Annotated in this window: 14 protein-coding genes; 6 read left to right on the top strand and 8 right to left on the bottom strand. The window is 60.5% G+C overall.

What is annotated here, in order from left to right; genetic code table 11:
• The first annotated feature begins 55 nt into the window (after positions 1 to 55).
• Entirely contained in the window at positions 56 to 985 is a 930-nt protein-coding gene (locus tag R3D51_04035; GenBank protein MEZ5898644.1) for a hypothetical protein, read from the top strand.
• Between the two features lie 102 nt (positions 986 to 1,087).
• On the opposite strand, the gene R3D51_04030 is transcribed toward R3D51_04035, so the two are convergent.
• The 5 genes from R3D51_04030 to hslV all read right to left on the bottom strand — a co-directional run bounded on the left by R3D51_04030 (position 1,088) and on the right by hslV (position 6,320).
• Positions 1,088 to 1,882, bottom strand: a complete 795-nt coding sequence (locus R3D51_04030) for a hypothetical protein (GenBank protein MEZ5898643.1) — start codon at positions 1,880 to 1,882, stop codon at positions 1,088 to 1,090.
• A 123-nt stretch (positions 1,883 to 2,005) separates the two neighbouring features.
• The gene (locus R3D51_04025; GenBank protein ID MEZ5898642.1) at positions 2,006 to 2,821 is read right to left on the bottom strand and encodes a hypothetical protein; all 816 of its coding nucleotides are present in this window, start codon (positions 2,819 to 2,821) and stop codon (positions 2,006 to 2,008) included.
• 132 nt (positions 2,822 to 2,953) lie between these two features.
• Complete coding sequence (gene rlmN, locus R3D51_04020) at positions 2,954 to 4,153, bottom strand: 23S rRNA (adenine(2503)-C(2))-methyltransferase RlmN (GenBank protein MEZ5898641.1); 1,200 nt, start codon at positions 4,151 to 4,153, stop codon at positions 2,954 to 2,956.
• A 243-nt stretch (positions 4,154 to 4,396) separates the two neighbouring features.
• The gene (hslU, locus tag R3D51_04015) at positions 4,397 to 5,701 is read right to left on the bottom strand and encodes an ATP-dependent protease ATPase subunit HslU (GenBank protein MEZ5898640.1); all 1,305 of its coding nucleotides are present in this window, start codon (positions 5,699 to 5,701) and stop codon (positions 4,397 to 4,399) included.
• A gap of 49 nt (positions 5,702 to 5,750) precedes the next feature.
• Positions 5,751 to 6,320 carry an ATP-dependent protease subunit HslV gene (gene hslV, locus R3D51_04010; GenBank protein ID MEZ5898639.1) on the bottom strand — a complete coding sequence of 190 codons (570 nt, stop codon included), beginning with the start codon at positions 6,318 to 6,320 and terminating at the stop codon, positions 5,751 to 5,753.
• 172 nt (positions 6,321 to 6,492) lie between these two features.
• On the opposite strand from hslV, the gene hisB reads away from it, so the two are divergent.
• The 3 genes from hisB (at position 6,493) to hisH (ending at position 8,312) form a co-directional block, all read left to right on the top strand.
• On the top strand, positions 6,493 to 7,089 hold the full coding sequence (gene hisB, locus R3D51_04005; protein ID MEZ5898638.1) for an imidazoleglycerol-phosphate dehydratase HisB: 597 nt from the start codon (positions 6,493 to 6,495) through the stop codon (positions 7,087 to 7,089).
• An 85-nt stretch (positions 7,090 to 7,174) separates the two neighbouring features.
• Complete coding sequence (locus R3D51_04000; protein MEZ5898637.1) at positions 7,175 to 7,633, top strand: DUF2628 domain-containing protein; 459 nt, start codon at positions 7,175 to 7,177, stop codon at positions 7,631 to 7,633.
• A 25-nt stretch (positions 7,634 to 7,658) separates the two neighbouring features.
• The gene (gene hisH, locus R3D51_03995) at positions 7,659 to 8,312 is read left to right on the top strand and encodes an imidazole glycerol phosphate synthase subunit HisH (protein MEZ5898636.1); all 654 of its coding nucleotides are present in this window, start codon (positions 7,659 to 7,661) and stop codon (positions 8,310 to 8,312) included.
• Here hisH and R3D51_03990 read toward each other — a convergent pair.
• The 3 genes from R3D51_03990 to R3D51_03980 all read right to left on the bottom strand — a co-directional run bounded on the left by R3D51_03990 (position 8,275) and on the right by R3D51_03980 (position 9,890).
• Positions 8,275 to 8,691 (bottom strand): hypothetical protein, encoded by a 417-nt coding sequence (locus R3D51_03990; GenBank protein ID MEZ5898635.1) that lies wholly within the window; start codon positions 8,689 to 8,691, stop codon positions 8,275 to 8,277. The genes hisH and R3D51_03990 overlap by 38 nt on opposite strands.
• A 292-nt stretch (positions 8,692 to 8,983) precedes the next feature.
• Positions 8,984 to 9,346 carry a hypothetical protein gene (locus R3D51_03985; GenBank protein ID MEZ5898634.1) on the bottom strand — a complete coding sequence of 121 codons (363 nt, stop codon included), beginning with the start codon at positions 9,344 to 9,346 and terminating at the stop codon, positions 8,984 to 8,986.
• A 232-nt stretch (positions 9,347 to 9,578) separates the two neighbouring features.
• Positions 9,579 to 9,890, bottom strand: coding sequence for a hypothetical protein (locus R3D51_03980; protein MEZ5898633.1), 312 nt, complete (start codon positions 9,888 to 9,890; stop codon positions 9,579 to 9,581).
• Positions 9,891 to 10,008: 118 nt separating this feature from the next.
• Here R3D51_03980 and hisA point away from each other — a divergent pair, with 118 nt between their 5' ends.
• Complete coding sequence (hisA, locus tag R3D51_03975) at positions 10,009 to 10,734, top strand: 1-(5-phosphoribosyl)-5-[(5-phosphoribosylamino)methylideneamino]imidazole-4-carboxamide isomerase (protein ID MEZ5898632.1); 726 nt, start codon at positions 10,009 to 10,011, stop codon at positions 10,732 to 10,734.
• 149 nt (positions 10,735 to 10,883) lie between these two features.
• Complete coding sequence (locus R3D51_03970) at positions 10,884 to 11,849, top strand: class I SAM-dependent methyltransferase (GenBank protein MEZ5898631.1); 966 nt, start codon at positions 10,884 to 10,886, stop codon at positions 11,847 to 11,849.
• The last annotated feature ends 105 nt before the right edge of the window (positions 11,850 to 11,954 follow it).

Here is an 11,954-nt window from a genome sequence, read left to right as displayed (position 1 = left end):
AGGGGTGCTCCGCAGACGGGCGGAGAAAATTACATTTTGCCCGGGGGATGGGACTATGTCTTCATACGCGAACGCAACTAAATTTTCAGCGCTGACGGCCGCGATTCTATCGCTATGCGCCATCGGTGGCGCCGATAGCGCTTTGGCCCAGTACAATGGAAGCTGGGTAACTTCCGAACCCAAACCAAAACCCGCGCCTGCTGCTCCTGCGGCACCCGCCGCCAAGTCGGTAGCGCCAGCCGACAGCTGGGAAGTGAAAGAAATTCCAGCGAAGAACACCGCGAAGACCAAGGCCACTGCCGCTCCGAAGGTTGAAGCGAGCAAGTCGGCGCCGCCGGAAAAGGCCTCCCCGAAAGCTGCACAGGCTAAGCCAGACGAGGTGAAGGCCGCGCCGTCAACGACGGCGGCGAGCAAGTCCGAGCCCTCCAATGAGGCAAAGACAAAGACGGCGGAGACAAAAACCAAGACAAAGACTTCAAAAGCAAAGTCAACGATGACTACTGCCAAGTCGGCACCGGTAAAAGAGCCGGCGCCCGTTGCGGCAAAGCAAGCGCCTGCTGCAGCAGCTGAAGCCGCTGATGCGGCCGTCAAGGGAGCGCCGGAGGCTGCGACGGCCGCTGCTGCCGCTGCTGCGATCGAAGCGCCGCAGGCAAAAGATGATGGCAAAGGACCGCCCGCAACAACCGCGTCGATCAACACCGAGGCTCCGGCAGCGAAAGCTCCTGATTCGGTGACAGAACCGGCGCAACAGCAAGCCGCTGCACCGGCCGCGCCCGCCGCAGCGATGGCTGATCCGGCGGTTCAGAATGCGCCTCAGGCAGAGGCAAAGGCTGAAGCTTCAGCGCCATCTGAAGCGCCCAAGCAGACGGCCGAAGCTGCACCTGTGAGGCCTGGCCACACGAATGCAGTTCAAGCTGCGCCCGGGCTATTCGTCGTGCTTCCCGCTGAGATCCCGATTTCTGGCCGTCTTATCCCGGGCCAGTAAGAAGCGGGGCTAGGGCCTTTTCTTTGCCATCAGGCAGGAATGAGTAGGGGGGCGGGCTTGAGTGTCCAAGCCCCTGCGCGTTTGCCCGCGCGCCCGGCCTCGTTAGGCGGCGGAAGGCAATAAGTGCGGTAGCAGCCAGAAAGAGAAAATCAGCGGTGTGAGCTTGGGAAGGTTTTGGAAGGCCAGACTCATCGCATGACCGCCGTCGGTCTTGAAGCTTGTCATCGCCTTCTCAAAGCCTTCACGCGCCGCCTGGGCAGCATCCATGCTGGCGGTATTGGCTCGCGCTGTCGGCGCTGCAACCGAATAGGGGATGCCGACTGCCATCAGCCAAGCGGTCATCGGCATCTGGAACATGCTGAAAGACGCCTGAGGCCAAGTCCAGCAGCAGGCTTGCTGCATCATCTCCGGCAGCCCCGATGCCCAGGGGTTGCTACCCCAAGGCGTGCTGCTGGAGGCAGACATCCACGGCATCATGGCCCAAGGATTGGCTCCGCTCGACGTTCCCCCGCCAAAGAAGGCATTGGGATTGAAGGCCGCGGCTGCGGGAGAAAATTGGAAAAACGGAGCGCCGAAGTCCGACTTCGTGGATGCTGCGGGTTGGCTCGCTGGGGCGAGCGCATTCATCCACCAAGTGAACGGATTAGCCGCCAGAGGTTGCGGCGCAGGCGTTGTAGCTTGAGGCTGGCTCGCGGGCGTCAAAACGCTCATCCACCAAGTGAAGGGATTGTCGGGATAAGTCTGGACCGGCGGCTTGGCGGGTTCGGGTTGGCTGGCCAAAGTGTTGACAGCATGGTTCTGCCAGACTTCGAGCGCGGCCCAGCCAGCAGTGGCGTAGTTGAACCAAGCCTCAGTTGCGCTCTTGATGAAGCGCATGTGCAAGTCAAAATCGTACAAAATGCCCGCTCCCAAGCCCAAGAGCCTAAAAGTTAGCACTTATGCTGCGGCGCAGCAAGGAGCCGTTGGTCGAGTCCGCTAACAATATCGTGTTCGTTCGAGTGCTAGCGGGGCAAGCGCGCTTCAGGCTTTGGCCGGAAGCGTTTCACCAGAGCCGGTGTGATCCGAGCCGGTGGGGCCTTCGCTGAGGCCCGTCTGTGGACCGTCGTCTGCGGTCTTGCCGGTGAGTGAGGCGGCATCGGTCCGCGACTTGGAAGTCTCCGCGGCGGAAGGCGGCTGCGGTTTTGTTGGGACGGCCGGCTTTGTGACAGGGACCGACGTGGTGGCTCCCGCGCGCGGCTCGGGCGGCGGCGCTGTGGCAGCCTTGGCATCTGATTTCGCCTTGGCGTCTTGCTCGCGTTTCAGCGCGATACGCTCGGCCAGCGAACCCTTCTTGTAGTCTTGGGGTCCTTTTTCTTGTTCCACCAGGATGCGAGGGCGCGTCGTGGGGATGTGATCCTGAGGATAGCGCGCACCTGCACGCTTGCCGGCGATCAGCCAGTAGACGAACCCGCCAAAAAAGCCTGCGGTCATGAACGATTGCAGCGCGTAATTGTTCAAGATCGTCGGTTGTCCAGCGACTTCGCTGGAGTACTGGGCGAAAAACCCGAGCAGGGCTATGCCGACACCGATGGTGAGCCAATAGCCAAGGGACCGCACGCCGAGCCATTCAGCGATGCCAGCAGCGATGAGCGCGAACGCCAGTGAGAAGAGAGCAAAATGGGTTGCCACGCTGAGAACAAGGGTGAGCGTGTGCTCTGCCAGGCTAGCCATTTCATCTGAGGGGGCGGCAGCAAGCTGGGTGGGGGGCGACACATAGAGCACTTGGACCAGCGCCGCCGTGAGGCAGGCCAAGACAAAGCCGATCAAGACTTTGAAAAGCGTACGCAAGATGCCCATCGACCCATCCCCGCATGTTCTTTAGCCGGAGCACTATAGGTTGTAGAAGCGGCGCCTCAAGAGCGGCTGGGGCTTTTCACTTTTTCTGTGGCCGCAGCTCCTCGGAGGCCAGACCTGCCGTGGTCAAAACGCTCAGCCCGAAGTCTGCATCGCACGCTCCTTAGCGCGGGTCTTGATGGTTTCGGACTTGAGTTGACCGCAGGCCGCCAAAATGTCCCGGCCGCGCGGCGTGCGCACAGGGCTGGCGTAGCCTGCCCTGTTCACGACCTCCGCAAAACGCTCGATTGTCTCCCAATCTGAGCATTCATAGCGCGTGCCCGGCCAGGGGTTGAACGGGATCAGATTGATCTTGGCAGGGATGCCGGACAGTAGACGAACCAGGGCGCGAGCTTCTGCCAGGCTATCGTTCACGCCCTTGAGCATCACGTACTCGAAGGTGATCCGGCGGGCGTTGGATAGCCCTGGGTAATTGCGGCAGGCCTCCAGCAATTCCGCTATCGGGTACTTCTTGTTGATCGGGACCAGCTCGTCGCGCAGCGCGTCGTTGGTCGCGTGCAAGGAGATCGCGAGCATGGTGCCCGCTTCTTCGCCCCAGCGGGGTATCTCGGGGACGATGCCCGACGTCGATAAGGTGATGCGGCGCTTGGAGAGCGACAAGCCATCGCCATCGGCAGCGACCTCAATGGCTTCTTTGACATTGTCGAAATTGTAGAGCGGCTCGCCCATGCCCATCAGCACGACGTTGGAAATCTTGCGTTCGGTGGAAGGCAGCAGACGGCCATCGCCTGGCGCAGTTGCTCCCGGCCAGTCGCCGATGCGGTCACGCGCAAGCAGGATTTGAGCGACGATCTCGGAGGCTTCCAGATTGCGCACCAGGCGCTGGGTGCCGGTATGGCAGAACGAGCAATTGAGCGTGCAGCCGACCTGACTTGAAATGCACAGCGTCCCGCGATCGCTTTCTGGGATGTAGACTGTCTCGATTTCCGGCGCGCGCGCTTCATGTCCGCGTTTGGGCAGGCGCATCAGCCACTTGCGGGTGCCGTCGATGGACACTTGCTCGGCCACGATCTCGGGGCGGTCCAGCGTATAGGCGTTTTGGAGCGTTTGGCGCAGCTCTTTGGAGACGTCGCTCATGGCCTCAAACGAGGTAAGGCCGCGCACGTAGATCCAGCTCCAAAGCTGATTGACGCGCATTTTGAGCTGCTTTTCGGGAACGCCGATTTCGGCCAGCGCCGTCTTTAAAGCCTCACGGCTCAGACCGGCAAGCGAACGCTTTGCGTTCTCTGTAGAAAGGGCCCCTGTTGGAGGGGCTGTTTGGTTAACGTCGGTCATAGCCGTGAAGTCTCGCTCGTGAGCCGGATTTTCAAGGACATTTAGCGTTGTTTGGCCGCCGTGAACAGCGCCGTGCGGCGATGAGGGCTCGCGCTTCGTGCCGCGGTATTAACCAAAGCATCCTACCGACAGAGGCCGGTGAGCTCATTTTAACTAAATCAATGGTTAACGACGATTAACCTGGTCCTTCCGTCCGTCCAAGCCGCTCACTGGCAGGAAGGCCTTGAGGCTAACTCATCCCGCTCAGAGAATGAACCGCGACAGGTCGGCGTTCTTGGCGAGGGCGCCGACGCGCTCGTTCACGTAGGCAGCGTCGATGCTGACGACTTGCCCGGCCCGGTCGGAAGCTTCGAACGACACCTCGTCGAGGACGCGCTCGAGCACCGTCTGCAAGCGGCGGGCACCGATATTCTCAACGCTCGCATTCACAGCCACTGCCGTGTCCGCCAGACTATCAATGGCGTCCTCGGTGAATGAAAGGGTCAGCCCTTCGGTTTCCATCAATGCAACGTACTGCTTGATGAGGCTGGCGTGCGGCTCGGTGAGGATGCGGCGGAAGTCCTCGCGCGTTAATGCCTGCAGTTCGACGCGGATCGGCAGTCGGCCTTGCAGCTCCGGCAGCAGATCGGACGGCTTGGAGACGTGGAACGCGCCCGATGCGATGAAGAGAATGTGGTCGGTCTTTACCGGGCCGTACTTGGTGGCAACTGTGGTGCCTTCGATCAGTGGGAGAAGATCACGCTGCACACCTTCACGAGAGACATCGACGCTTGCGCGTGTACCATCGGAGCGCGAGCAGATTTTGTCGATCTCGTCGAGGAAGACGATACCGTTGTTCTCCACGGCTTTGACGGCCTCGGCGTTGATCTGATCTGAGTCGATGAGCTTGTCGCTCTCTTCGCTGATCAGCATCTCGTAGCTGTCCTTCACCGTCACGCGCCGCGACTTCTGTCGCTGGCCAAGGGCCTTGCCGAGAATGTCGGAGATGTTGATGGTGCTCACGTTCGCGCCGGGCACTTCGAACATCGGGAAGGCGGGCGCGGTGTCAGCGACGACGATCTCTATCTCTTTGTCGTTGAGCTCATTCGCCCGCAGCTTCTTGCGAAAGCTCTCGCGCGTGGCGGGCGAAGACGTTGCGCCGACAAGCGCATCGAGGACGCGTTCCTCCGCGCTTTTCTCAGCTTTTGCGCGTACTTCTTTGCGTTTGACGTCGCGCACCAGCGCAATGCCGACCTCGACGAGATCGCGCACAATGCTTTCCACATCGCGGCCGACGTAACCGACCTCGGTGAATTTCGTCGCTTCGACTTTGAGGAACGGAGCACCCGCCAGCTTTGCAAGGCGGCGCGAAATTTCCGTTTTGCCGACGCCCGTCGGACCGATCATCAGAATGTTCTTGGGCAGCACCTCTTCGCGCAGCTCACCCGTCAACTGCTGTCGCCGCCAGCGGTTGCGCAAGGCAATGGCGACCGCGCGCTTGGCATCGGCTTGTCCGACGATGTAGCGATCAAGCTCGGACACGATTTCACGGGGAGAGAAGTTGGTCATATGCGTTACTCAGGGCGCGGTTGAGATGGCGGGTGCGCTTTGCGTCTTGCTAAACGCTTGAGGGAAGCGTTTCGACAACGAGGTTGGAATTCGTATAGACGCAGATCTGCGCGGCGATCTCCATTGCCTTGCGTGCGATCTCCTCGGCGTCGAGCGGCTGGTCGAGAAGCGCGCGGGCGGCCGCAAGCGCATAGTTGCCGCCCGAGCCGATGCCCATGACGTGGGCTTCGGGCTCAAGCACATCGCCGTTGCCGGTCAAAACGAGGGAGGCGTCTTTGTCGGCGACCAGCATCATTGCTTCCAGGCGGCGCAGGTAGCGGTCGGTGCGCCAGTCCTTGGCGAGTTCCACGCAGGCGCGGGTCAGCTGGCCAGGGTATTGTTCGAGCTTGGCTTCGAGCCGCTCAAACAATGTGAAGGCGTCGGCGGTGGCGCCGGCGAACCCGCCGATAACATCGCCTTTGCCTAGACGGCGCACCTTGCGGGCATTGCCTTTGATGATGGTCTGTCCGAGGCTGACTTGGCCGTCGCCAGCGATAACCACCTTGCCGTTCTTGCGTACGGTCAAGATGGTCGTGGCGTGCCAGGACGAATCAGCGGCATTTTGCGGTTGTGTTGTCATGTGCTTGGCGCGTGAGATAAGAAGCCTGGGCCGTTGGACAAGGCCCCGGCGACCTTTCGTAGGTTGTGCAACCTGGTTTTTTCCATTGACCCGCCAGCGATAGACGCTGGATAGCATCGAGGCAAGCCGCTGGCTAAGGCCAGAAGACGGGCGCACGCATTCGGAGACGATCTTGAAGCGAAAAGCCACAATAACGCGCAAGACCAAGGAAACCGAGATCTCTGCTACGGTCGATCTCGATGGCACTGGTGCCTATGACATCAAAACGGGCATCGGCTTTCTGGATCACATGCTCGAGCAATTGGCGCGCCATGCTCTGATCGATATTACGCTGGTTGCCAAGGGGGATCTGCACATTGATTTCCACCACACGGCCGAGGATACCGGCATCGTGCTGGGCCAGGCCGTTGCCAAGGCGCTTGGCGACAAGGCTGGGATCGTACGTTACGCCGACGTCCATCTTCCGATGGACGAAACGCTGACGCGGGTGGCGGTTGACGTGTCCGGCCGGCCATTCCTGATCTGGAAAGCGGAGTTCTCACGGCCAAAGGTCGGGGAGATGGACACCGAGCTTTTCCGGGAGTGGTTCCAGGCTTTTGCACAGAATGCTGGGATAACTTTGCACGTCGAGAACCTTTACGGCGAGAACAACCATCATATTGCCGAAACTTGCTATAAAGGTCTGGCTCGGGCCTTGAAGGCTGCGATTGCGCTCGACCCGCGTCAGGCCGGTCGTATTCCCTCAACCAAGGGAACGCTGCAAGGGTAGTGCCGCTTTAGCTCGTGCACGGATCGGGTGTGTGCCTGGATCGTGCGCGCAAGCTGGCGGTTCTCAGAATCGAGGAAGTGTCGACGTGGTAACGTATACGGTTCACGAAGCTCCCAATCCGTCCGCCGATCGCGTCGATCGAGCAGACGAGCTGCGGTTCGTAAAAGACGGGTTCTCCTGGCTGACGGCATTCATTCCTCCGCTCGGCCTTGCCGCCAAGGGGCTTTGGCTTCCGCTTCTTGCATACATCATCGCTATGACGCTGCTCGGTTTGCTGCTGCACGCGATCGGAACGGCGCCGCAATGGATCTCCCTCGCGATCATGGCGATAAGCCTGTATCTGGGGTTTGAGGTTTCCTCGCTGGAGCGTTTCATGCTCGACCGCGCCGGGTGGCGGATGCTCGGCTCCGTTACCGGCCGCAACATCGGGGAGTGCGAGCGCCGGTTCTTCGAGACTTGGTTGCCGGACCAGCCGGTCATCAGGGTTACCCGCAATCATCCCGATGCCTCGGACGGCTCACTGCCGTTCGGCGCCAAGGCCTGACACTTTACCTCGCCGGGCACATCCAATGCAGCGCGTCGTTATCATCGACTACGGGTCGGGCAATCTCCACTCGGCCGCAAAGGCTTTCGAGCGCGCCGCGCGCGAGGGAGAGGTTGCAAGCGAGATTATCGTCAGCACGCGCGCTGAGGACGTTGCAACAGCCGACCGCGTGGTATTGCCTGGCGTCGGCGCTTTTGCCGACTGCAAGCGCGGTCTCGACCAGGTGCCGGGAATGCGCGCGACGCTTGAGAATGTGGTGCGCGCGAAAGGCCGGCCGTTTCTTGGTATCTGCGTGGGAATGCAGCTCTTGAGCGAGCGCGGACTCGAATTCGAAGTTTGTGAGGGGTTGGGTTGGATCAAGGGCGAGGTGCGTCCAATCGAGCCCGCAGACCCCGCCCTCAAGATCCCGCACATGGGTTGGAACACGCTCGACGTGGTCACACCCCATGCGCTGCTTTCAGGAATTCCCACAGGCCCGGCGGGCCTGCACGCCTACTTCGTCCACTCGTTCCACTTGGTGGCCGCGGAGCGGCGCGTGGTTGTCGCTGAGACGAACTACGGTGGGCCCGTCACGGCGATGGTTGCGGACAGAAATATTGCCGGCACGCAGTTTCACCCCGAGAAAAGCCAGACGCTCGGGCTCAAGCTGCTCGCAAATTTCCTGAGTTGGAAGCCTTGAAGCTGCCCGCGAGCGAACTCGTAATCGGCCGCGCCAGATCCTCCACCAGCGCCTGAAAGGCAGCCCACGCGTCGCGCGGTCCTACGACCGGCGCCAGCTCGATCGGCTCTTCATCTTCCAGCCGTCCGTCGAGCCAATGGATCTTCCCGTTGATGGTGGCGACGTCACGGCCGACGTCATGGATGATGAGTTCGTCGTGTTCTGCAAACAGTACCGCAAGACGACGCTTGATCTGTTCAGCTGTCAGCCAGGTCTCGATGTACCAAAGACCGTCACCGGCACGCGCATAGCGCGCCGCGATGTAGGGCAGCGTGAATGAGACGGCCCAGGTGTCTTGCTGGGGATCATGGGGCTTGTGATGGATGAGATAGGTCTTCATTGGGGGGATCCTGACGTGCATCGCGAGGGGGACATCGCGGGGATTGCGGGGCTTTGAGGTTGGCACCTTCGGATCCGCCGGGGAGAGGCGGTCCGAAGGGGATGCAGAACGACAAAGAGAGACGACGCAACGCAACGCTTACACGGCTAGGCAGCAGATGGTGACGAAACGCGGAGAATAAAAGGAAGCCGGGGTCCGCGGGGTCTGGGACCCCGGCTTCATTCGTGGAAGCAGATCTGGAAGCAAGCCCGGCCGCCGAGGGCCAACGCAGGACCGGGTTCAGGAGGCCAGATCAGCAGGCCTCCGCGAAGGGGAGTTCCGGTTCGGCCGTCTCGGGGGCGGCAGGTGCCGGGAATGCGACGATGTTGCTATCGGGCGCGATGTCGAAGGCAGCGCGGCGCTGGCGGAACCAGCGCAGAGACGTGTTGGTGAGGATCGCTTCGCGCTTCACAGCCTGAATGAGCAGTCCGTCGTCTTCGCCCAGCAGGCCCCTCAGATCACCTTCCAGATCGATCTCTTCGCGGTCGGAGTTGACGTACCAAGTAGTGGAAAGCGGACGGGCCCACTTCTCGCCCATGCTCATGATGGCCTGAGCCAGGACATGCTGGTTACGGGCAGGCTTGGCGAGGTCGTAGGAGATCAGATAGGTGCGCATTGGGGGGCTCCATAGTCGGTCTTGGGGGGAGGGTCGAATACGCCTGACTGAGACCCGTTTGCTTGCTGTTCTCACAGCAGTGAACATAGGAAGAACATGCCACGAATCATCGGGGCTGTCCAGCGCTTGTTCGAAAAATGTTCTCGTTAAGGTCTCGTCCTTGTTCTCCCCGGTTTTTTGGGCGGAGAGGCGGGCGCCTTAAGGGAATTTGGCGGGCGGATTGCCTGCCGGATCAGCCGAACAACGTGAGTTGATCAGGGTGGACCGCCTTGGAAACGCGGCGGTGGGCACCGGCATCTATGCGGTCTTCAAGTCCAGGATAACGCTTACGAAACAGAGCAAGAGCCTTGTTCCGCGAGCCCGCAAACCGCAGCTCCTCCCAGATCTCGTAGAGTCTGCGCGGGTCGCACCCGTAGCGCTTCACCAGGTCCTTCTGGCGGACCCGTAACCAGCGCGCGATCCAGATGTTCACCGCGTCTTCCTCGGTGAGCGGACGGCGGAGGGCCGTCGCGGGGGGCAGGGACTCTAGAAACGCTGTAGCCATGGGAACGCTTGCGACTCGGACGCTGAGGACTTGACGGAACGCACGGGAAACGATTGATCGCACCGGAACAAAGCAATCTCAAGACCGACCTTGTTCGGCAAGAAGGAATTCCAGTCTCGTGATCCTCTTTCCCGCGATCGACCTAAAGGACGGCAAGTGCGTTCGCCTCAAACTGGGCGAAATGGATCAGGCGACAGTCTTCAATGACGATCCCGCGGCGCAGGCGGCAACTTTTGAACGGCAGGGCTTCCAGTACCTTCATATCGTTGACTTGAATGGCGCCTTCGCGGGCAAGCCGGTAAATGGCGCTGCCGTCGAGGCAATCCTAAAGGCCATCAGTATGCCGGCCCAGCTGGGCGGCGGTATCCGCGATCTGGCCACCATCGAAGCCTGGCTGGCGAAGGGCATTGCGCGGGTGATCCTCGGCACCGTCGCTGTCCGCGACCCTGCCCTGGTGAAAGCGGCCTGCAAGGCATTTCCGGGGCGTGTTGCGGTCGGCATCGATGCCAAGGGTGGCAAGGTGGCGGTGGAAGGCTGGGCAGAGACGTCGGAGCTGACGGCCATCGATCTGGCCAGGCAATTCGAAGACGCGGGCGTATCGGCCATCATCTACACGGACATTGAGCGCGACGGCGTCTTGAAGGGCTTGAACCTGCCGGCAACCGCTGAGCTGGCCCGTGCGACCTCGATTCCCGTCATTGCGTCGGGCGGGCTCGCCTCCATTGCCGATGTGAAGGCGCTTCTGGAACCACAGTACGCCATGCTCGAAGGCGCCATCACCGGCCGCGCGCTCTATGATGGCCGTATCGATCCGGCTGAGGCACTGGCGCTTCTGAAGGGCTAAAGCCCGTCACCCTGACCGGCAAGCCGTGTTGAGATCTTGGAACAGACTATTTTCGCCAAGCGCTAAGAAGCGAATAGATGATCCCGTGCGGGTTGACCTCAAACCCATCGACTTTTATGGTGCGCCTCAGTAAAACCTGAGGAATATCAATGAATATAGATCAGTCTACGACTTTAAAAATTGGGTCGGCGCGAGAGCCTAATCAGAGTAATTCTGATGGGAAGGCGTGCTTTGACGGGATCTATACTCGGGATGATCCTAGGGAATACTACAGAGTACTTTATGGGCTCGATTACATCATTCCAGACTTAGCGAAGGCAATTTTTCGAAACACGGTACGTGCGCTCGAGCAGGCGCGGGGGCGGCCCGTCAAGGTGCTCGATCTAGGCTGCAGCTATGGCAACAACGGCATCTTGCTGCGCATGCCGCTCGATTTTCACCGGCTGGCGCAACGCTATTCGGATCTGAGTCATTTCGATCTATCGCCTGCCAAACTCATGGATCTTGACCGCGACTACCTTAAGGGCTGGCCAACAAGCGACGTGCGGGTAATCGGTCTCGATTCTGCCAGCGAGGCGATCGCGTACGCGAAGGGGATCGGGGCCATTGATGACGGTTTGGCCGTCAATCTGGAGACCGACGATCTCACTGCCGAGCACAAAGCAATGCTCAAGGATGTCGATCTGATCGTTTCTACCGGCTGCATCGGTTACGTTGGACCGACTACGTTTGCCAAGCTCTTGGATGCTATCGAAACGCCGCCGTGGGTGGCGTCGTTCGTGTTGCGCATGTATCCCTTCGATTCCATTGACGACGTTCTGCGCCACCGCGGGTTGATCACGGAGAAACTTCAGGGCGTCACGTTCGTACAGCGCCGGTTTCACTCCATGGACGAATGTCGTTCCGTGCTGAGCGCGCTGGCCCAGGCGGGGGTGCTAACCGAGGATAAGGAGGATGAGGGGCTCCTCCACGCTGAGTTCCTGCTTTCGCGTGGACCGGGCGATATCAAGGGCGTGCCGCTTGAACAGATCGCCAATGTCACCACCGGGGCCGATCATACTTTCGGGCGACGGTACCGGCGCGATTCCGACAATGTCGTGCGCCTCACACGCTGAACGCTGCCTCTCCACATCTTGGTAGTTGCCGCTCAAAAGAATTGGAAAATTTGGCATATTGAGTTTAGGGAGAGCCATAACGAGCTCTCCCTTTTTGCGCCGCGG

The organism is Hyphomicrobiaceae bacterium (assembly GCA_041397645.1).
Taxonomy (GTDB): domain Bacteria; phylum Pseudomonadota; class Alphaproteobacteria; order Rhizobiales; family Hyphomicrobiaceae; genus Hyphomicrobium_B.
This window is presented reverse-complemented; position numbering and strand designations above follow the sequence as displayed.